The organism is Sinobaca sp. TMA16-18 (assembly GCF_059510535.1).
On sequence record NZ_JCAKFM010000001.1, the window covers coordinates 226,589 to 247,390 of the forward strand.

Genomic DNA, 20,802 nt, shown 5'->3' on the forward strand with positions numbered 1-20,802 from the left:
TTGGATTTTTGTCCAGAGTCTGCGCTGATATTTCACTGCAACACTTTATTTTATCATATTCTTTCAGGGTTCAGAAGCATTCATCCTGTAATTTACCTTTGCTCTTTTTGGGAAAAACCCCTACAATAAATAATTATCGAACAATCTGGAGGAGATAGTGTGAGTTTACAAGAACCAACGACAGAAAATGTTCATGAAATGATGGACGTTATGAGAATGAAGCTTCAAATTGTAAACCCGGCAGCACTTGACGCTGAAAACTTTGATCTGAACCGTTATGATGAAATCAAAGAACTGTACGATATGGTAAGCACTAAAAGCAAGATCAGCGTAAGTGAAATGGACGCTATCGTATCCGAACTTGGAAAATTGACTAAAAGCAGATAAGCTGCCTGAATAGAAGACCGCCACTCTTTCCCGGGAAAGAGTGGCGGTCTTTTTTTACTTGGAGCCGCTGCCGTGGTTCTGCTCCAGGTATTTCAGGGCATTTTCAGCTGCCTGCTGCTCTGCTTCTTTTTTAGAGCGGCCGGTGCCTTCACCAAGTACCGTATTATCGAGTTTAAGCACGGCAAAAAATTCCCGGCTGTGGGCAGGTCCTCGTTCATCCTGAATTTCATAAAGAAGGGTGCCCCCGTTTTCTTTTTGAATCGTTTCCTGAAGCTGGCTTTTAAAATCCATCATATGCGAAAAAGCACCGTTTTTCAGCTTTGTAAACATCGACTCGTTTAGAAATAACTGAGCCTGTTCCATTCCCTGATCGAGATACAAAGCACCTAGAAACGATTCGTACACATCGGCAAGCAGTGCCGGGCGGAGTCGTCCTCCCGTCATTTCTTCTCCTTTTCCGATGAAGACAAGTTCGCCGAATCCCTGTTCTTTTGCAAGCTTCGATAAGGACGGTTCACAAACAGCTGCCGCTCTGAGCTTCGTCATTTCCCCTTCGCTCATATCCGGGAAGTGGGTAAATAAATACCGGGAAACAGCCAGTTCGACTACTGCATCTCCTAAAAATTCCAGTCTTTCATTATCCTGTACAGACCGGATCCGATGCTCATTCACATAGGATGAATGCGTAAAAGCTTGAAATAACAAATGTTCTGTCTTAAATGTAAATCCAAGCTGCGTCATTTTCTCTCTAATGCGCTGCTTTTGTTCAGGAGGAAACACCATTTTTGCCCCCGTTTTTTTTCTTTTTTTTGATACCGGCGGTTTTTGGCTTGATGAATGTGACATATCTTTTGGCATCACTCTTTTCTCCTCTGCGAAACATCAGCGCCCGATAAGCAGCTATGTTTCCTTTTCATTTTCTCCAGGCTTATATAGAAACAGCCAAGTTCCTAAAAGAACTTGGCTTATTCATATATATCATACCAAATACCTTTTATTAATAAAAAGGATAATCATCAGGGATGTTATTGCTGAGCCTGTATGTAATCTACTACATCAGCCACAGTAACAATTTTTTCTGCATCTTCATCAGAAATTTCCAGGTCAAACTCATCTTCAAGTTCCATTACAAGCTCGACTACATCCAATGAGTCAGCGCCTAAATCTTCTTTGAATCTAGCTTCTCTGGTTACTTCTGTTTCCTCTACCCCAAGGCGTTCCACTACAATACCTTTTACGCGTTCTTCTACATCTGCCATGCTTTTCACCTCCTCGAGAGAATATATCATTCTCACACACTATTAGACATTATAGAAGATGTCCCCTGAAAAAACCACCCTTTTTCTGCAAGGGCGGATAGAAACCTTACATTACCATGCCGCCATCGACGTTAATTGTCTGTCCGGTAATATAGCCTGCCTGACTGGACGCCAGAAACGTTACAGCATGTGCCACATCATCCGGCTTCCCAAGATGGGACGCGGGGATTTGTGCCAGAACAGCATCACGTGCTTCCTCTGACATTTGTTCGGTCATATCCGTTGCAATAAAGCCCGGCGCTACAGCATTTACCTGGATATTACGTGAAGCAAATTCTTTTGCCATGGTTTTAGTCAGTCCAATCACTCCTGCTTTTGCAGCCGTATAATTCGCCTGTCCCGGATTTCCGGTAATACCTACGACAGAGGCGATATTAATAATCTTTCCGCTGCGCTGCTTCGACATCGTACGCGCGGCAGCTTTAGAACAGAAAAAGACGCCCTTCAGATTAATATTCATCACGTCGTCCCAATCGTCTTCTTTCATCCGCATCATCAGATTGTCTCTGGTAATACCTGCATTGTTGACGAGAATATCGAGCCCTCCAAAAGCCGAAGTTACTTCCTTAAGCATGGTTTTTACTTCGTCTTCTTTGGAAATATCTGCTTTCCAGGTGAACGCTTCCACCTGATACTTCCGGCACGAATTGGCCACCTCTTCTGCTTTTTCCCTGTTTCCTGAATAGTTTACTGCTACATTAACACCTTGCTTGGCAAGTTCAATCGCAATTGCTTTTCCAATTCCTCTGGACCCTCCGGTTACAAGGGCGGACTGGCCTTTTAGCATTATACCTCTCCTTTCCATGAATCTGCTGCTTTATTTATCGTGTCCGTATCTTCTGCTGCCATAACGTCGAGGCCGCGGCGCTGAATTCTGCGCATCAGGCCGCTCAGCACTTTGCCAGGTCCAATTTCAATAAACGTCACGGCGCCTTCTTCGATCAGTTTGTTCATCGAATCTTCCCAAAGTACGGGAGAGGTGACCTGTTCAATCAGCTGGGATTTTATTCGTTCTTTATCTGTAACAGGTTCAGCCGTTACGTTGGATACAAGGGGAGTGGCTGCATCGGTGAATGCAATCGCAGCCAGAACGTCTGCTAGCTTTTCTTTTGCCGGCTCCATTCCTTTTGAATGAAACGGTCCGCTGACGGAAAGAGGAATAACCTTCTTGGCTCCCTGCTCTCTAGCGGCTTCTCCTGCTTGATCAACGGCTTCTTTATCACCTGAAATAACAATTTGTCCGGGAGCATTAATATTGGCCAGCTGTACATTTCCTACCGTAACAGAGCGGGTCACTGCTTCCAGCGCCTCCCGTTCCATTCCCATCACTGCAGCCATCGCGCCTTTTCCTTCCGGCACGGCCGCTTCCATGAAAAGACCGCGCTGGTGCACAGCCTGTACGGCATCTTCAAAAGAAAGAACGCCGGATGCTACTGCTGCTGAATATTCCCCCAGGCTGTGTCCCGCGGTAAAGTCAGCAGTCACTCCTAGTTTGTCCAGCTCTTTCCATGCAATAATGCTTGCTGCCAAAAGAGCCGGCTGGGCATTCTGCGTCTGCTTTAGTTCTTCTTCCGGTCCGTTAAACATTAAATTTGTCAGCGAGTAGCCGAGCACTTCATCCGCCCGATTGAGCAGGTTTTTAGCATCTGTGGAGCTATCGTACAATTCTTTTCCCATCCCTATATACTGGGATCCCTGGCCTGGAAATAAAAAGGCTGTTTTTTTCATTGTGATTCCTCCTGTTGCTGCTGGACTTCTTTCTGAATGACCGTTGTTACACTTTCTTCTACCATCTGCCTTGCCTGTCGTATCGCATGAAAAATGGCAATATGGTCCGAAGAACCGTGCGCTTTAATGACGGGTGCTTTTAAACCAAACAGCGCCGCCCCGCCGTAATGAACGTAATTCATTTTTTCTCCGATACCTTTAAAGCTGCTCTTTAACACACCAGCTGCCAGTTTGTTTTTTAAGCTGGAGTTCATCTCCTGTTTCAGAAGGTTAAAAATCGTTTTTGCCGTACCTTCTATAGACTTTAACAGCAGATTTCCGGAAAAGCCGTCACAAACTACTACATCACAGCCGCCTTCAAGAAGTCCTCTTGTTTCCACGCTTCCGATGTAATTGATCGGAGCAGTTGATAAGAGCTGGTGGGCCTGCTTGGTAAGCTCGTTCCCTTTGCCTTCCTCCGTGCCCACATTAACAAGGCCGACTCTCGGCCGGTCCATTTTTTTAACTTTTTCCATATAGATACTTCCCATAATGGCGTTTTGCAGCAGATGGGAGGCTTTTGCATCCATGTTTGCCCCAACATCCAAAAGCAGGAAGCCTTCGCCGCTGATCGTTGGTAGCATTGGCGCCAAAGACGGTCTCTCAATTCCGGGAATCCGACCAATATGAAGCAGGCCTGCCGTCATCAGCGCACCGGTATTTCCTGACGAAATGCATGCATCTGCCCGTCCTTCTTTCACTTCGCGGACCGCAAGCACCATCGACGAATCTTTCTTTTTCCGGACTGCTTTTGTAGGGGTATCGTTGTCGTCAATCATTTCTGTTGTATGTAAAATCGTCATCTGCTTTTTATCGGATAGATGTTTCAAAATCTCTGTTTCGTCTCCAATGAGAGTGAACTCTATATCCTTAAAAGAGCGGACGGCTGCCATGGCCCCGGCAATCTGCGCTTTCGGCGCATGGTCGCCTCCCATCACATCAATAGCAATTCTCATTGTACCGGCTCCTTTAATTAATTTATTTTCCTGAACGGTACATGGAAAATTCTCCATAAAATACCATTTCTTCTTTCACATTGCTTACTACGTGTACAATGGTTTTTCCATCTTTTGTGCCTTTCACTTCGGCTTTTGCGATAACACGTTCTCCCTCTTTTACCCGGCGGTGAAAAAGGACAGAGGCTTTAGCTGTCAGTGCCATTTCCTCGTCAATAATGGCAACCGCCAGCGAGTTTGCCTGGGCGAATAAATAATGGCCGCGCGCAATGCCGGTTCGCGAAAACACATGCTCTTTTCCTATATCAAGAAGAGAAATAGCTTCCTTATCAAGCTGAAGGTCGATAATTTCCCCAATTACTTCTTCTTCGGGCAGTGCTTTAATATCATCTAAATGCTCACGGGCGACATGCTTAATACGCTCCCTTAGTTCAGGGATCGATAAGGCCAGACGGTCCAGGCGGATCGTCTGGACGCTGACGCTGAAAAAGTCAGCCAGGTCTTCATCCGTGATAAATGGATCTTCTACAATTTTATTTTTTAATTTTTCCTGGCGCTGCTTTTTAGTGTATTTCATCAGGACACCATCCAATGTTATGACTAGGTAATAAAGGTAGTATATAATTCCAGGTTTGTTTTTGCAACCGTCAGTCGAGCTTTTCACCTCTTAAGGCGCCCCGGTTGTGAAGATAATCACGAAGTGGACTGTATTCTTTTTCTTCCCAGAACGCAGAGCTGTTAATCAGGTCCTGGGCATCCTGTCTGGCGGTTTCCAGCGCACGGTAATCCAGAACAACATCGGCTAGTTTAAAATAAGGAAGGCCGCTTTGTTTGCTGCCGAGAAAATCGCCGGGACCTCTCAGCTCCAGGTCTTTCTCTGAGACGATAAACCCATCGTTGGTGTCTTCCATAATACGCATTCTTTCTTTGCCTGTTTCTGATTTGGGATCGGCCAGAAGGATACAGTAGGACTGGTCCTCTCCACGTCCGACTCTTCCTCTCAGCTGATGGAGCTGGGCGAGCCCGAACCGGTCTGCATCATATATGACCATCACCGAAGCATTCGGCACGTTTACGCCGACTTCGACTACCGTCGTTGAGACGAGAACCGACACCTGCCCGTCGGCAAAGGCAGCCATCACGGCTTCTTTTTCATCTGCTGACAGGCGGCCGTGCATTAACCCTACTTCGTAATTTGTGTAGTAGGCACTAAGTTGGGCATGCACGTCAATCGCATTCTGCACATCGAGCATTTCCGATTCCTCGATCAGCGGGCAGATTACGTATCCCTGTCTCCCTTGGTCCAATTCTTTTTTCATAAAGCCGAGGACCCGTTCAAGCATCGTGTGTTTCGCTGAAAACGTCTGGATCGGCTTTCTGCCCGCCGGCATCTCATCAATGACGGATACATCCATATCGCCGAATACGGAAATAGCCATAGTCCGCGGGATAGGCGTCGCTGTCATAAAAAGAACATCCGGCTTTTCGCCTTTATTCTGCAGCGTCCGCCTCTGGTTTACCCCAAACCGATGCTGCTCATCAGTAATCACAAGTCCGAGCTTCTGGAATTCCACTCCTTCCTGAATTAACGCATGCGTACCTACGACAATATCAACACCGCCGGTTTGAATGGCCTCATATACTGCCTCCCTTTTCTTTCCTTTAACAGACCCTGTTAAAAGACCGACCTTTACTCCGGTATGTTCAAAAAAAGGCTGCAGCGATTGAAAATGCTGTTCAGCAAGGATTTCAGTCGGCACCATTAACGCGGACTGATTCCCTCCCAAATACTGGGCATACATAACAATAAGAGCTACCACTGTTTTTCCGGACCCTACGTCTCCCTGCAGAAGCCGGTTCATTCTTCCCGGCTGAAGCATATCGGTAACGATCTCATTTACGGATCTTTTCTGGGCGCCCGTTAAAGAAAACGGGATCGTTTGAATAAACTCTTTTAACTGCTGCTTATCGTAGCTTAATTTATTTCCCTGGGCTGCCATCCGTTTGGAGCGCTTTAATGCCTGCATCCCAAGCTGAAATAACAGCAGCTCCTCGTATACAATTCGGCGCCTGGCATGCTTTAATTCTTCATGGCTTCCCGGCTGATGGATGCTCCAGTAGGCGCTCTGTTTTCCGGGCAGCTTGTACTTTTTTAAATAGGCTTCCGGCAGTACTTCTGTTATCCCGCTGTTGTACTCTTTCAGCGCTGTCTGAATGAACTTTTTCAGCTGAAACATGGAAAGGTTGCCGCCGATGGAGTACACCGGGGCCAGGCTTTTGGAAGGATCCGGTTCCCCTTCCTGAAACCCCTGAACAGTCATTGTGAGCCTGTGCTTGTCCCATTTTCCTGTGAGGGTCACCGCTTCTCCTTGTTTGATTTTATTTTTTAAAAAGGCGCGGTTAAAAAAAGTGGCCGTCACGAGGATACCGTCGCACACGAGACGAACCGTCAGTCTTGATTTTTTCCTGCCGAAATAACGAAGCAGCGGTTCTCCCTGCACCATCCCGGTAATGGTGGCTTTCTGGTCATGCTCGAGTTCGTGAATCGGAACAATTTCATGGTTTTCGTATCTATATGGAAAGTGCTCAATCAGCTGCTGTACAGTATGAATGCCGATCTGCTGGAGTTCCAGCTCTTTTTCTTTCCCGACTCCATGCAGTACAGCGACCGGATCATTTAAATGAATCGTGCTCATTGTACCCACCCGCTTTCTTTTTGGTTGGAGGTACAGCCTTTTTTATTTTTATATAATAAATGAATTTGCATATTCATTAGTCAGCCTCCCTGCTTTTCCAGGACTGCGGAAAAGTAAAAGTGGAAATGTACGTTCGCCTTTATTATAGCACTCTCTATCCTCTGTTTTACAGGAGAAACCACGCTCACAGCAAAAAAGCCTTTTCTTTAACAAAAAGGCTTTCATTTGCTGCTGTTTGGATATATTTTCTACTCGACAGAAATTATATAAGGATAAAGCGGCTGTCCGCCGCGGTGGCGTTCCACTTCTGCTTCTTCGTAATGCGTTTCAATAAAAGCCTGGACAGCATCCGATGTCGCTTCATCGCTGTCTTCTCCCTCAATGATGGTAACGATTTCTGTCTCCTCATCAATCATGCTGGCAAGAAGCTCATTTGTGACTGTTTTTATATCGGATCCTGCGCTGATAATATTCTTCCCGCAAATACCCATATAGTCATCTTTTGCGATCGTTCGGCCATTGATAACCGTATCCCGAACGGAGAAAGTAACTTCTCCGCTTTTTACATGGCTTTTAGCCTCGGTCATAGCCCGGCTGTTTACAGAAGCATCCTTCGACTCATCTAGAGCCAAAAGCGCGCTTAGTCCTTCCGGTATCGTTTTTGTTTCAATGACCGTGGCCTGCTTTTCAGATACTTCTGCAGCCTGGCCGGCTGCCATAATAATGTTGCCGTTGTTAGGAAGCAGAAAAACGTGCTCGGCATTGACCCGTTCTATCGCCTGGAGAAAATCTTCCGTACTTGGATTCATTGTCTGCCCGCCGCTGATAATCTCGTGGGCCCCCATGCCTTGAAACAACTCGTCCATTCCCGGGCCTGCGGATACAGCTACTACCCCGTAGCGGCTTTTCGGCCTGACCGGCTGCGTTTTACGCCCGGCATCTTTTTCTACGATAGCCTGGTGCTGCTCGCGCATGTTCTCTGCTTTGATATGACGCAGGGAGCCATACCGCTGGGCTTTATTGATTACTTCACCCGGATACTCTGCATGAATATGTATCTTCAGCAGCTCCTCATCGTGCACGACTAATAAAGAATCCCCCCATTCAGAGAGTTCTTCCCTGAAGGCTGTTTCGTCATATGGGATTTTCTTTAATTTATCTTCTTCAAAACAGATCATGACTTCCGTACAGTAGCCATATTCCATGTCCTCGGTGGAAAGCTGAGTCTGCGCCTGCTGGTGATGCTCCAGCTTCACGAGGTCATCCAAAGAAGGCACCGTTTCCCTCGAATCTGTCGATGCCAGACCGGCTAGTACATTGTACATACCTGTATAAATATAAACGAGTCCCTGGCCTCCTGAATCAACTACCCCTACTTCTTTTAAAATGGGAAGCAGTTCAGGCGTTCCCGCCAGTGACTGCTCCGAACCTTCCACTAAGTGACGAAAGTATTCTACCGGCGTTGTGCTCTCCTCCAGACGGGATTGGGCATAAGCTGCACCTTCTCTGGCTACCGTCAGAATAGTGCCTTCCACCGGCTTCATAACAGCCTTGTAGGCGGTATGGACCCCTTCATTAAATGCAGCAGCGAGCTTCTGAGCTGTTACGGTCGTTTCTTTATCAAGAACTTGACTGAACCCCCGGAAAAGCTGAGATAAGATAACACCTGAATTCCCTCTGGCTCCCATAAGCAGGCCTTTGGAAAATGCTTTCGCGGTTTTCCCGGCGGATTCACTGTTGTCTGATGCCAGTACTTCCTTCATTCCGGAAGATATCGTAAGGTTCATGTTTTTTCCTGTATCACCGTCAGGAACCGGAAACACATTTAATGCATCTACTTCCTGGGCATGCTTGTGAAGCATTGCTGCTCCTTCTCCAAGCATGTCCGCAAGTTTTGAAGCTTTTAACTCATTTTCCAACACGCTGCTTCCTCCTCATTTCTATTACGCATCAATCACTCTAACACCCTGTACATATACGTTAACAGCTTTCACATCTAATCCGAGCATATGCTTGACCTGGTATTTCACAGCACTTTGTACATTGGAGGCCACTTCGGATATTTTAATGCCATAGCTTACTATAATGTACATATCAATATGTACTTCTTCTTTTTCTCTTCGCAGAACAATTCCTTTTTCTACATTTTCTTTTTTGAGCAGATCGGAAATGCCGTCTTTAAAATGCTTTTGGGAAGCCATGCCTACAATACCGTAGCAGTCAACAGCAGCTCCGCCGGCGGCAGTGGATATTGCATCATCCGAGATTTCAATTTTTCCATGCGTTGATGAAACTTCTATTGCCATACATATTCCTCCTCCGTCTATTAAACATTCTGCCTTTTAGTTTACTATAGGCCCGCGGTTTTTGAAAGCGTTGGACAAACGATGCCGTATATTTATAGAACACAGCTGTAAAATAGCCGGCACTTGTTGTTCACTGCAATGCTTGTCAAGATCTTTTCTTAACAAGGATTGCATTGCGGAAAGGGTTGTGCTAAAATCATTTAGTATGAATTAATTGGTACAGAGAAACATAAAGGAGGTGCGTTTCATGGCTCGCAAATGTTTTATTACCGGTAAAGGTCCTAAATCCGGCCACAACCGTTCCCACGCTAATAATGCTACGAAAAGACGCTGGAATGCTAACGTTCAGAAAGTTAGAATCCTAGTAGATGGCAAACCAAAACGTGTATACGTTTCTGCTCGTGCTCTTAAATCCGGCAAAGTGCAGCGCGTATAATCATATATTGCCTGCGCATTAAAAAGAACAGCGGCCTAACAGCCGCTGTTCTTTTTGGTTCGTTTTTTGTTTACATAATATTATTATGAAATACTAGCCGCGGATAGCTGCTATTGCTCGGGCACGGTCTTTTTGATTATAGATGGCTGATCCTGCCACAAGCACATCGGCTCCCGCTTCTACACAGAGCTTTGCAGTTTTTTCATTTACGCCGCCGTCAATTTCGATCTCCGCCTTATATTCTTTTTCATCAATAATACTGCGGAGCTCTCTTACTTTATCCATTACTTCCGGAATAAAAGCCTGACCGCCGAAACCGGGATTGACTGTCATAAACAATACAAGGTCCACTTCTTTTAAAATCGGCAGGATACTTTGGACCGGGGTGGCCGGATTTAATACGACGCCGGCTTTCTTACCGGATTGCTTAATCAGCTCGATCGTACGGTGCAGGTGCGGACAGGCTTCTACGTGGACAGAAATAATATCGGCTCCCGCCCTGGCAAATGCTTCAATGTACTGGTCCGGCTGCGCAATCATTAAGTGGACATCAAGTACTTTATTTGTATGGGGGCGGACAGCTTCTACGATCAGCGGGCCGATAGTAATATTTGGTACAAAGTGCCCATCCATTACATCGATATGAATATATTCCGCCCCTCCTTTATCCACTTCTTCAATTTCTTCTTTCAAACGTGCAAAATCTGCGGCTAGAATAGACGGTGCTATTTTTGTCATTGTTTTAGTACCTCCGGATGTCTGAGATTTCTTTATAAAATTGCAAGTAGTGCTGGTAACGATGATCGGCGATATCGCCTTCTTTCCAGGCAGCTGTCACCGCGCAGCCTGGTTCTTTCACATGCGTACAGCCCCTGAACTTGCAGTCCGGCAGCCGTTCTGCCATTTCCGGAAAATAGATGTCCACGTTTTCTTTAAGCAGGCCGGTAAACTCCAGAGAACTGAACCCCGGCGTATCTGCTACCAGTCCATCAAATACTTCCACGAGCTCCACGTGACGTGTCGTATGCTTGCCGCGCTTTAAATGATCGGATATGACACCTGTTTCCAGCTGAAGCTTCGGGTTTAAATAATTAAGCAGCGTAGACTTGCCGACTCCTGACTGGCCTGCAAAGATGGAAAGTTTGCCCGCAAACAAATGAGAAATTTGTTCGAGGCTCTCCGGTGTCTGGACGCTCAGAAAATATACCGGATACCCGATATTGCGGTACATATCAGCAAATTTTTCTATTTTTTCCTGTTCGGTTGGAGAGGCCAGATCTTTTTTAGTCACTACGATAACGGGCTCTATATCGTGGGCTTCCAAATGGACGAGAAAGCGATCCAGCAGCATAGTCGAAAATACAGGCTCGACTGCTGAAAAAACGAGTATTCCCTGATCGATATTTGCAACCGATGGACGAACGAGCTCATTTTTGCGTTCTTTAATTTCCTGAACGTAGCCTTCTTTGTCATTATCGGCATCAAACTCCACCCGGTCTCCTACAAGAGGCGAGATTTTCTGCTTTCGAAATAATCCTCTGCCCCTGCATTGAAACACGCCGTCCTCATTTTTTACATAATAAAACCCACTGAGTGCTTTTATAATAAGTCCTTCTCGCATGCTTCCTCCTCTTAATCTTCTGCCTGCACAATGCCCGGCAGCAAAAGCTCTGTCCAAATAGAGGCCCAGCCGCTTTCCTGCCTGGTGCTGCTGTCTTCAGCCATTTCCATTGTGGAAAGATCATTAATGTAAATCGTTACTTCCGAATGTTTTTTCACAGAAGAGCCTGCTGTTGGCTGCTGACCGGTCGTTTCTCCGCTGGCTCTATCTTCAATTGCAACTTCTTCCGGCACTGCAGCAAGGCCTGTATTATCAAGCCGCTCCAGCGCTTCCTCAGCGTGCAGTCCCTCCAACTCGGGAACATCAACATCTTCTACGCTTAGTATTTCAGGAACAAACGTAAACGCGGCAATAATCGATGCAAACACCAGGAGCGCCACAATGAGAAAAGAAAAAAACCAGCTGGTTTTTTTAGGCGGGCTTTTTTTGCGTCCGCCGCTGTCTTCTCTTGGACCTGTCACAGCCTGAACCGGCAGTATTTTGGTTTCTTCATTTTCCGCAGCAGGACCAGTATACACAGAAGCCATTGCCAGCGTCTGATAAAATCCGATATACGGCGCTTCGTTTTTCCTGGCTTCCTGGAGCGACGTCTGCAGGTCTGCTTTCATGGAAAAGGCCGTCTGGTACCGGTCATCCGGATCTTTTTCCACCGCCCGCAGGATAATATTTTCTATACTCTGCGGCAGACCCCTCCGGCTGTCTGAAGGCATCGGTATACTTTCCTGAATGTGCATGAGCGCAATGCTTACGGCCGACTCCGCTTTAAATGGAAGCCCTCCCGTAACCATTTCAAACAAAAGAATGCCGAGGGAGTATATATCCGCACGGTGGGTGATGACGCTTCCTTTTGCCTGCTCCGGTGATAAATAATGGACGGAGCCAAGTACAGAATTGGTGTGGGTAATTGTAGCTGAAGATGCCGCCCGGGCAATCCCGAAGTCAGCTACTTTAGCAGTATGGCCTTTCATTAATATGTTCTGCGGCTTCAGGTCTCTGTGCACCACTCTATTGGCATGGGCCTGCTCAATGGCGCCCAGGACCTGCTTCATAATCTCTACGGCCTCGTCTATTGGCAGCGGTCCTTCTTGTATCATCTTTTCTTTCAGAGTCATGCCCTCTACGTATTCCATCACGATATAATAGGTATCCTCGTCTTCGCCTACATCATAAATATTCACAATATGGGGGTGATGCAGGCTCGTCGCGGCCTGTGCTTCCCGGTGGAAGCGTCTGATAAAGTCATTGTCTGCGTTATACTGGGGCTGAAGGATTTTAACAGCGACAAACCGTTCCAGGATGATGTCATTGGCTTTATACACATGGGCCATTCCGCCGACGCCGATAAGGCTGATGATTTCATAACGGTCATTCATTCGTTTGCCGATCAGGTTCATCACTGGGTCCTCCTTTCCATAGAAAAGGAATTAATAACAGCAGCAATCGTAATATTGTCTTCTCCGCCCCGGTCGTTTGCTTTATGTACAATCCCTTCCACCGCCTCTTCTACAGAATCTTTATTCTGCAGAAAGTCAGCGATTTCCAGGCTTGTTACTTTATTGGAAAGGCCGTCTGAACATAAAAAGACGCCTTCCCCTTTATCCCATTCTATGACCGAAGCATCACATTTAACGGTTTTTTCTGTGCCGAGTGCACGGGTAAGCACATTTTTTCGCGGATGGTTTTCGGCTTCTTTTTCCGTCAGTTCACCCCTCAGGCGAAGTTCATTCACAAGTGAGTGATCCTGGGTTTTCTGGTATACGCCGTGCTCATCAAATAAATAGGCGCGGCTGTCTCCCACATGGCCGATTGCTATAAACCCCGGGGTGCATATTGCAGCCACGGCGGTTGTTCCCATGCCCTGCAGATAGGTACTCTGCCGGGACAGTTCAAAGATAGCCGTATTTACTTTCTCCATACGGTTCACAAGCCAGGCTCTGGCTTCTTCAGGAAACAGCGGGAGCGGTTCATTCTCCCACTCCCGTTTTAGTATGTCCAGAGCGGCTGCACTTGCTGTGTCTCCTGCCTGGTGTCCGCCCATTCCATCACAAACGACTGCCAAATACTCGCCGCTTTGGTTTTCAAAAATACCTGCGGCATCTTCATTGTGTCTTCTCACTCTGCCGGTAATGGTTTTATACGCCTGCTTCAAGGGAGCGGTTCACCTCACTTCTTTTTTCCTTCATTCGCACGGAGCTGACCGCATGCTGCATCAATATCATGGCCCTGCTCACGGCGGATTGTTACATTGACTCCTTCTTCTTTGAGTGTTTTCTCAAAGGCAAAAATGTCTTCACGCTTTGTCCGTACGTAATCCCGCTCCGGCACGTAGTTAACCGGTATTAAGTTCACGTGGCATTTAAGGCCTTTTATCAGTTCTGCAAGCTGTTTTGCATGTTCCACCTGATCGTTGACGCCGCCAAACAGGCCGTATTCAAACGTGACCCGGCGATTGGTCGTCTCCTGATAGTACTTAATAGATTCCATTAATTTATCAAGCGGCCACGCACGGTTTACCGGCATCAGGCGGCTTCTTATTTCTGTAGTCGGTGCATGCAGGGAAACCGCGAAGTTAATCTGCAGTTTTTCATCCGCAAAATCATAAATCTTTGGTACGACACCACTTGTGGAAACCGTTATATGACGGGCACCAATGTTTAAGCCTTTGTCATGATTAATAACCTTTAAAAAGCCAATCAGTTCATTATAGTTATCAAATGGTTCTCCAATTCCCATAACAACGACAGAGCTGACCCGCTCGCCTTTTTCATCAAGCGCACGCTGGGAAGCGAGCACCTGGGCCGTGATTTCTCCGGCTTCCAGATTACGCTTTAAGCCGCCGAGCGTGGAGGCACAGAACGTACAGCCCAGTCTGCAGCCTACCTGGCTGGTCACACATACGCTGTTGCCATAGCCATGCTTCATAACAACCGTTTCGATCGTGTTGCCGTCTTCAAGTTCAAACAACAGTTTAACCGTTCCGTCTACTGATTCCTGCTTAGCCACTTCTTTCAGCGGGGTAATCGAAAACGTACTGCTTAGTTTCTCTCTAAGCGGCTTGGAGAGGTTCGTCATTTCATCAAACTGCTCCACCCGTTTATCATAAAGCCAGTAAAAAATCTGGTCCGCCCGGAAGGACGGCTCTCCTTCTTCTTGGAGCCATGCTTTTAAAGCATCGAATTGGAGCGTGTAGATAGAACCTTTTTTCCCTGCGATTTCCGCTTGTACTTCTTTTTTTAATTCCTGCATTTAAAATCCCTCTTTCTTACCCTTTTCTTTCAAGTGCCGCAATGTAAAAACCGTCCGTCTCGTAATCATGCGGAAGAATCGTCCAATCACTTCCGCTTTCCGTGTCCTGAGTGAAGCGCCTTTTCATGGAATCATCCCGAACAAAGGAAGGATGGGCTTCTAAAAATGCCTCCACTACCTGTTCGTTTTCCTCCGGACGCACTGTGCATGTACTATACACGATCCTGCCGCCTATTTTCAAGGTTTTAGCTGCTTCTGTTAATATATCATATTGTATCGAAGGCAGGGAGTTTAAGTCATCCGGCTGTTTGTTCCATTTTAATTCCGGTTTTCTGCGGATAACGCCCATGCCGCTGCACGGCGCGTCTATTAAAATCCGGTCATACTGCTGCTCTTCTGCCTCGGTAAGAATATTTCTGGCATCCAGCTTTTTTGTGGTAATAATCGACAGACCGAGTCTGTCTGCCTGTTCCTCAATATGCCTCAGCTTTTTCTGATGAAGATCAAAGGCGTGCACCGTTCCCTGATTTTCCATCCGTTCAGCAATGTGAGTGGTTTTTCCGCCAGGAGCCGCACACGCGTCGAGCACCGTCATGCCCGGTGAGACGTCAAGTGCTCTGGCAACAAGCATAGAGCTTTCATCCTGTATGGTAAAAAAACCTTCGTTGTATGCTTTGGTCATCAGCACATTTCCAGACAGCACGACAAGTGCGTCTTCGGATAAAGAGCCGGGTTCGGTTTCACAGCCTTCACGCTCCAGCTTGTCCATCACGTCTTCTCTGGAACCTTTCATACGGTTTATCCGGATGTTCGTGCGCGGGGGCACCAGATTCTGCGCCGCCATTGCCTCGGTATTCTCTTTGCCGTAGGCTGCTTCCCACTCTTTGAGCAGCCACAGCGGGTGGCTGTATTCTATCGACAGCTTTTCGAGCCGGTTCATTTGCTCCGGGAGTTCAGGAAAACCGGCTCTTTGATAGGAACGGAGCACGGCGTTCACGAGACTGCCGATGCCTTCATGTCCTTTTTCTTTGGCAATGCGGACGGCTTCATACAAAACAGCTCTTTCCGGCACCCGATCCAGATAAATCATTTGATACAGCGACATTCTCAACAGCGACGCAACCCACGTCTGTAAGGAGCCTACCCCTTTTTTTACATGGGCATTCAGACAGTAGTCTAATGTATTCCTTCGTTTGATCGTTCCGTAGACAAGCTCGGTAAGAAGCGCGGTATCACGCTCCGGCACGAGCCGGTCTTTAATGGCCGCATCAAGCACTAAATGGCTGTATGCGCCCTCCTTTTCCACTCTCTCTATTAAAGAAACGGCAATGCTTCTGACGTCATTCGGCTGTTTAGTCTTCACTCGTGAAACGCTTCCCCTCTGCAAATGGATGCCTGCCTCTCAGCAGTTCTTCTACTGCCATTTTTTTCTTTCCGGATGGCTGAAGTTCCGTCACCGCAAGAAGCAGGCCATCGCCTGCTGTAATCCAGAGTGCATCTTCCTTAACAGCTGCAATTTCTCCGGGTTTTCCTTCGTGCTTCTCATTCAGGCGGATGGTTTTTCTGATTTTATATAACTTATCTTCATACATTGTGTAAGCAATCGGCCATGGAAACAGACCCCGCACTTGATTGTGGATTTCCCGGGCGGTCCTGTTCCAGTCTATTTTTTCCTGGTCTCTTGTAATATTGGAGGCAAACGTTGCTTCTGCTTCATTCTGCTTGCGGGGAACAGCTTTTCCTGCCTCCAAAAGCGGAATGGTTTCCAGCAGCAGCCGGGCCCCGGCTTCACTTAATTTGTCATGCATCGTGCCGGTCGTATCGTCTTCCTGGATTGCCACTTCCACTTGAGTCAGCATATCTCCGGCATCAAGCTTTGGCACCATGTACATAATCGTTACGCCCGTTTTCTCTTCCCCGTCCATAACCGCCTGGTGAATCGGCGCGCCTCCTCTGTATTTTGGAAGCAGAGATGCATGAACATTAACTGCTCCAAGAGCCGGTGTATCAAGCAGCTCTTTTGGCAGGATTTGTCCATAAGCCGCAGTAACAATCAGATCCGGTTGAAGGGAAATAATTTCTTTTAACTCCGGGCTTCCTTTCAGCTTTTCCGGCTGCAGCACTTTCAGTCCCTGCTTTAGCGCTTCTACTTTTACCGGCGGCGGCGCAAGAACTTTTTTTCTTCCTTTCGGGCGATCCGGCTGTGTAACCACAGCGGTGATCATGTACCCTTCTTCCAGCAGTCCCTGCAGAACCGGCACGGAAAAATCGGGTGTTCCCATAAAAACGATCTTCATCAGCTGTGTCTTCCTTTCTAATTACGATGAGTACTTGTAACAAACAAACAACCCCGCTCTCCATTTGTCACGATGGTCCGCGGGGCTCTATTTACATAAACATATAAGGGTGCATATCCATGGAAAGCTGAAGCTTCCCTTTTGCAATGTCCTGATTGTAGCGCTCCGCTACAGACTGAAGCACTTTCGTAAGCTCGGGTTCATTTTTATATTTTATCATGCATTGATACCGATATCTATCTTTAATCCTTGCAATAGGAGAAACCGTAGGACCGAGTACTACTGCTTTTTCGGAAAGGGAACTGCGGATATACCCGGTAATTTTATCGGATATTTTCATCACTTCGGCTAAATCTTCATGTGCTACGTTCACCATCGTTAAATAATAAAACGGCGGATAGCCGCCGCGCCTGCGCTGCAGCATCTCTTCCTGATAGAACGCTTTGTAATTATGGGTTTTGGCATGCTGAATGCTGTAATGCTCAGGCGTGTACGACTGCACCACTACTTCACCTTTCAGCTTATCCCTTCCGGCCCGTCCGCTGACCTGTGTCAGAAGCTGAAACGTTCGTTCCGCTGCTCGGAAATCAGGAAGGTGAAGCATCGTATCTGCGGCCAGTATTCCTGCCAGCGTGATTCTCGGGAAATCGAGTCCTTTTGCGATCATCTGCGTACCAAGCAGAATATCCGCTTCCCCGTTTCCAAACGCATCAAGCAGTTTCTCGTGCGATCCTTTCCGGCTCGTCGTATCCATATCCATCCGGATGATGCGTGCTTCCGGCAGAAGCCTCGTCAGCTCTTCTTCCACCTTCTGGGTTCCCGTACCGAAAAAACGAATCTGGCTGCTTTGGCAGGAAGGGCATGTATGCAGCATCTGCTCCTCGTGCCCGCAGTAATGGCATTTCAAGCGTCGGTTCGTATGATGATAAGTGAGCGTAATTTCACAGTGCGGGCAGGAAGGCGTAAACCCGCAGTCCCGGCACATAACAAATGTCGAATGGCCGCGCCGGTTTAAAAACAGGACGCTCTGTTCCTTTTTCTCCAGCCGCTCTTTTAGTTTATCGAGCAGAAGCGTGGAAAAAACGGAGCGGTTTCCCTGCCGGAGCTCTTCTCGCATATCTTTAATGGTCACTTCCGGCATTGCTTTGCGGTTCACACGCTGCGGAAGCTCGAGCAGCGTATAGACACCTTTTTCAGCACGCACGTAGGATTCAAGGCTCGGTGTCGCGCTTCCGAATACGACTGGGCAGTGATGGTGTTCCGCCCGCCAGATGGCAACATGTTTGGCATGATAGCGCGGATGGTCTTCCTGCTTGTAGCTTCCTTCATGCTCTTCATCCATCACAATTAATCCCAGGTTTTCAAATGGGGCAAACACAGCCGATCTGGCGCCGACTGCCACCTTCACTTCTTTTCTATGAATCTTCCGCCACTCGTCATATTTTTCTCCGGCGGAAAGCGCACTATGCAGCACGGCCACTTCGGATCCGAATCTTCCTTTAAATCGATTAACCATCTGTGGGGTCAATGATATTTCCGGCACAAGGACAATGGCTTCTTTTCCCTGCGAAATAACCTCATCAATAGCCTGCAGATACACTTCCGTCTTTCCACTGCCTGTAACGCCGTGCAGCAGGTAGGAGTCTGTCCGGCCGGCATGGAGACTGCCGAGAATACTGTCTACCGCCGCCTGTTGTTCTTCCATTAACGGAAGCGCCTTGGACTGTTGAAACGTTTTATCTTTAAACGGATCCCTGTAAAACTCTGTCTTCTTTTCAACGAGCAGTCCTTTATCGACTAAAGCGCGTACCGCCTGGCGCCCGGCACCGGTATTGACGAGCAGCTCCGGCTGGGCAATTTCTTTATCCCCGAGCTTCTGCTGCATCCACTCAACGATCTGCTGCTGCTTTTTGGCGCCCGCGGACAGATTATGTTCGGCTCCGACTGCCTGATATTCCTTCGTTAAAGACAATACTGTCTGCATCTTTTTTTCGGTCCGGTTCTTCAGCAGATAATCAACGATAACTCGCCCTGCCAGAATTTCTTCATTTAACAGCTTCATTACCTGCTTTTCTGCCGGAAAAGCTTCCCAGTCCACCATCGTTTTTCCGGCAAACACGGCTGCAATTTCAGCAGGTACGTTTTCAGGATCTTCAGCGAGAAACAGTCTTTTTTTCGGCTTGGCGCGGATTGCCGAAGGAACCATCGACTGATAGGCGGTAATTAAAAAGCACACCGTTTCTTCTGCAATCCATTGGCCCAGCTGGAGAAGCTCTCTGCTTAATACCGGCGAGGGATCAAGCAGAGAGGTGATTTCTTTAATCCTTTTTACTTCCGTAGCGTCTGTGGTCTGCGTTACAAACCCCTGAATCTGGCGGGGTCCGAAAGGCACGTTCACTCTCATTCCGGGCTGGATAAATTCCTCCATTCCCTCCGGAATCTTATAATCGTACAATCTGTTCGTCTGGCCGGTAGGCACATCCACAATCACTTTAGCGATCATTTCTTATCCGCATCCTCTAACTGATCAACCGCCATCGAAAGAATGGTTTCAGCTATCGCCTGTTTGCTCTGCAGCGGCAGGTGCACGGTCGGTTTTTCTTGTTGTACAACAAATACTTCATTTGTGTCCGTATTAAATCCGGTACCGGCGGAAGCGATATTGTTGGCCACAATCATATTTACGTTTTTCCGGTTCAATTTTTCCTGCGCATAGGATTCGATATTTTCCGACTCTGCTGCAAAACCAATAAGATACGGTTTTACGGCAAGCTTTCCTAATTCCTGCAGAATATCTGCCGTGCGTTCCATTTCTATCTGATGGCTGCCCGCTGTTTTCTTTTCTTTATGGGCCAGCCGTTCTTTTGCACGATAGTCACTGACAGCGGCCGCCTTCACAATAATATCCTGACTGCCGGCTGCTGCCATCACCTCACGGTGCATATCTGCGGCAGACGTTACATCCATCCGCTTGACTCCCGGCGGTGTATCCAGCTTAACCGGGCCTGCGACCAGCGTTACGTCTGCTCCCATGTCTGCGGCGGCTTTTGCAAACGCAAACCCCATTTTACCGCTGGACGGGTTCGTCAGGACACGCACGGGATCAATGTACTCATGCGTTGGTCCCGCTGTTACAAGTACACGCCGTCCGGAGAGCGTTTGTTTGTTTTTTTCCTGATAGGTTAAAAACGCAATAATATCTTCTGGCTCCGCCATGCGTCCTTTGCCGATCCAGCCGCAGGCAAGATAACCTTCACCCGGCTCGACAAAACGATAGCCGTCCTGCTTCAGCTGATTCATGCTGCGCTGTACTGCGGGATGATTGTACATGTTTACGTTCATCGCCGGCACTGCATACATGGAAGCTTTCGTAGCGAGCGCGGTGGTCGTGACCATGTCGTCCGCGATTCCATTGGCAAGCTTCCCTAAAATATTGGATGTTGCCGGTGCCACAATAAAAATATCCGCCCAGTCGGCGATATCGATATGGGCGACCACTTCCGGTTCTTTTTCAGCAAACGTATCGGTATAGACCCGCTCTCTCGTTAACGCCTGAAACGTCAGCGGCGTAACAAATTCCTGGGCGTGGCCGGTCATCATCACTTTCACATGAGCCCCGCTCTGCTTAAGCCTGCTGGCCAGGGCGGCTGCTTTGAAAACAGCAATTCCACCGCTTACTGCCAGTACTATATTTTTTCCCTGCATCTGGTTTTCCTCCTGCCGTTCATCCATTTGAAAAAAAAAGCCGCCCCCTGTGAAGAAGGCCGCTGT

Annotated in this window: 20 protein-coding genes; 2 read left to right on the plus strand and 18 right to left on the minus strand. The window is 47.6% G+C overall.

Annotated features, from left to right (window positions below; translation table 11 throughout):
- Positions 1-159 precede the first annotated feature (159 nt).
- Positions 160-387: a DUF1128 domain-containing protein gene (locus tag AC5W14_RS01190; protein WP_496059424.1), complete on the plus strand. Its 228-nt coding sequence runs from the start codon at positions 160-162 to the stop codon at positions 385-387.
- A gap of 54 nt (positions 388-441) precedes the next feature.
- Here AC5W14_RS01190 and rnc read toward each other — a convergent pair whose 3' ends face one another.
- The 9 genes from rnc to AC5W14_RS01235 form a co-directional block, all read right to left on the minus strand.
- On the minus strand, positions 442-1,170 hold the full coding sequence (rnc, locus tag AC5W14_RS01195; protein WP_496059662.1) for a ribonuclease III: 729 nt from the start codon (positions 1,168-1,170) through the stop codon (positions 442-444).
- 242 nt (positions 1,171-1,412) lie between these two features.
- The gene (acpP, locus tag AC5W14_RS01200) at positions 1,413-1,646 is read right to left on the minus strand and encodes an acyl carrier protein (protein ID WP_120192284.1); all 234 of its coding nucleotides are present in this window, start codon (positions 1,644-1,646) and stop codon (positions 1,413-1,415) included.
- A gap of 106 nt (positions 1,647-1,752) precedes the next feature.
- The gene (gene fabG, locus AC5W14_RS01205; protein WP_496059423.1) at positions 1,753-2,493 is read right to left on the minus strand and encodes a 3-oxoacyl-[acyl-carrier-protein] reductase; all 741 of its coding nucleotides are present in this window, start codon (positions 2,491-2,493) and stop codon (positions 1,753-1,755) included.
- Entirely contained in the window at positions 2,493-3,434 is a 942-nt protein-coding gene (fabD, locus tag AC5W14_RS01210) for an ACP S-malonyltransferase (protein WP_496193509.1), read from the minus strand. The genes fabG and fabD overlap by 1 nt, the downstream gene beginning before the upstream one ends.
- Positions 3,431-4,429, minus strand: a complete 999-nt coding sequence (gene plsX, locus AC5W14_RS01215; RefSeq protein WP_496193682.1) for a phosphate acyltransferase PlsX — start codon at positions 4,427-4,429, stop codon at positions 3,431-3,433. Before plsX ends, fabD begins: the two co-directional genes overlap by 4 nt.
- Positions 4,430-4,451: 22 nt before the next feature.
- Entirely contained in the window at positions 4,452-5,006 is a 555-nt protein-coding gene (gene fapR, locus AC5W14_RS01220) for a transcription factor FapR (RefSeq protein WP_496059421.1), read from the minus strand.
- Positions 5,007-5,076: 70 nt separating this feature from the next.
- Positions 5,077-7,125, minus strand: coding sequence for an ATP-dependent DNA helicase RecG (gene recG, locus AC5W14_RS01225; protein WP_496193510.1), 2,049 nt, complete (start codon positions 7,123-7,125; stop codon positions 5,077-5,079).
- 248 nt (positions 7,126-7,373) lie between these two features.
- A complete protein-coding gene (locus AC5W14_RS01230; protein WP_496059419.1) occupies positions 7,374-9,047 on the minus strand; it encodes a DAK2 domain-containing protein in 1,674 nt (557 codons plus the stop codon).
- 21 nt (positions 9,048-9,068) lie between these two features.
- Positions 9,069-9,431 carry an Asp23/Gls24 family envelope stress response protein gene (locus AC5W14_RS01235; RefSeq protein ID WP_496059418.1) on the minus strand — a complete coding sequence of 121 codons (363 nt, stop codon included), beginning with the start codon at positions 9,429-9,431 and terminating at the stop codon, positions 9,069-9,071.
- Between the two features lie 247 nt (positions 9,432-9,678).
- On the opposite strand from AC5W14_RS01235, the gene rpmB reads away from it, so the two are divergent.
- On the plus strand, positions 9,679-9,867 hold the full coding sequence (gene rpmB / locus AC5W14_RS01240) for a 50S ribosomal protein L28 (protein WP_120192291.1): 189 nt from the start codon (positions 9,679-9,681) through the stop codon (positions 9,865-9,867).
- 93 nt (positions 9,868-9,960) lie between these two features.
- Here rpmB and rpe read toward each other — a convergent pair whose 3' ends face one another.
- The 9 genes from rpe to coaBC form a co-directional block, all read right to left on the minus strand.
- A complete protein-coding gene (gene rpe / locus AC5W14_RS01245) occupies positions 9,961-10,605 on the minus strand; it encodes a ribulose-phosphate 3-epimerase (RefSeq protein WP_496059417.1) in 645 nt (214 codons plus the stop codon).
- 4 nt (positions 10,606-10,609) lie between these two features.
- Positions 10,610-11,488, minus strand: coding sequence for a ribosome small subunit-dependent GTPase A (gene rsgA / locus AC5W14_RS01250; protein ID WP_496193511.1), 879 nt, complete (start codon positions 11,486-11,488; stop codon positions 10,610-10,612).
- Positions 11,489-11,499: 11 nt separating this feature from the next.
- Positions 11,500-12,882: a Stk1 family PASTA domain-containing Ser/Thr kinase gene (gene pknB / locus AC5W14_RS01255; RefSeq protein ID WP_496193683.1), complete on the minus strand. Its 1,383-nt coding sequence runs from the start codon at positions 12,880-12,882 to the stop codon at positions 11,500-11,502.
- Entirely contained in the window at positions 12,882-13,637 is a 756-nt protein-coding gene (locus tag AC5W14_RS01260) for a Stp1/IreP family PP2C-type Ser/Thr phosphatase (protein ID WP_496193512.1), read from the minus strand. Before AC5W14_RS01260 ends, pknB begins: the two co-directional genes overlap by 1 nt.
- Positions 13,638-13,651: 14 nt before the next feature.
- Positions 13,652-14,734, minus strand: coding sequence for a dual-specificity RNA methyltransferase RlmN (rlmN, locus tag AC5W14_RS01265; protein ID WP_496059413.1), 1,083 nt, complete (start codon positions 14,732-14,734; stop codon positions 13,652-13,654).
- Positions 14,735-14,750: 16 nt separating this feature from the next.
- Positions 14,751-16,097, minus strand: coding sequence for a 16S rRNA (cytosine(967)-C(5))-methyltransferase RsmB (gene rsmB / locus AC5W14_RS01270; RefSeq protein ID WP_496193513.1), 1,347 nt, complete (start codon positions 16,095-16,097; stop codon positions 14,751-14,753).
- Complete coding sequence (gene fmt / locus AC5W14_RS01275; protein WP_496059660.1) at positions 16,087-17,034, minus strand: methionyl-tRNA formyltransferase; 948 nt, start codon at positions 17,032-17,034, stop codon at positions 16,087-16,089. Before fmt ends, rsmB begins: the two co-directional genes overlap by 11 nt.
- Before the next feature lie 88 nt (positions 17,035-17,122).
- Positions 17,123-19,534: a primosomal protein N' gene (gene priA / locus AC5W14_RS01280; RefSeq protein ID WP_496193514.1), complete on the minus strand. Its 2,412-nt coding sequence runs from the start codon at positions 19,532-19,534 to the stop codon at positions 17,123-17,125.
- Positions 19,531-20,763 carry a bifunctional phosphopantothenoylcysteine decarboxylase/phosphopantothenate--cysteine ligase CoaBC gene (coaBC, locus tag AC5W14_RS01285; RefSeq protein ID WP_496193515.1) on the minus strand — a complete coding sequence of 411 codons (1,233 nt, stop codon included), beginning with the start codon at positions 20,761-20,763 and terminating at the stop codon, positions 19,531-19,533. The genes priA and coaBC overlap by 4 nt, the downstream gene beginning before the upstream one ends.
- Positions 20,764-20,802 lie beyond the last annotated feature (39 nt).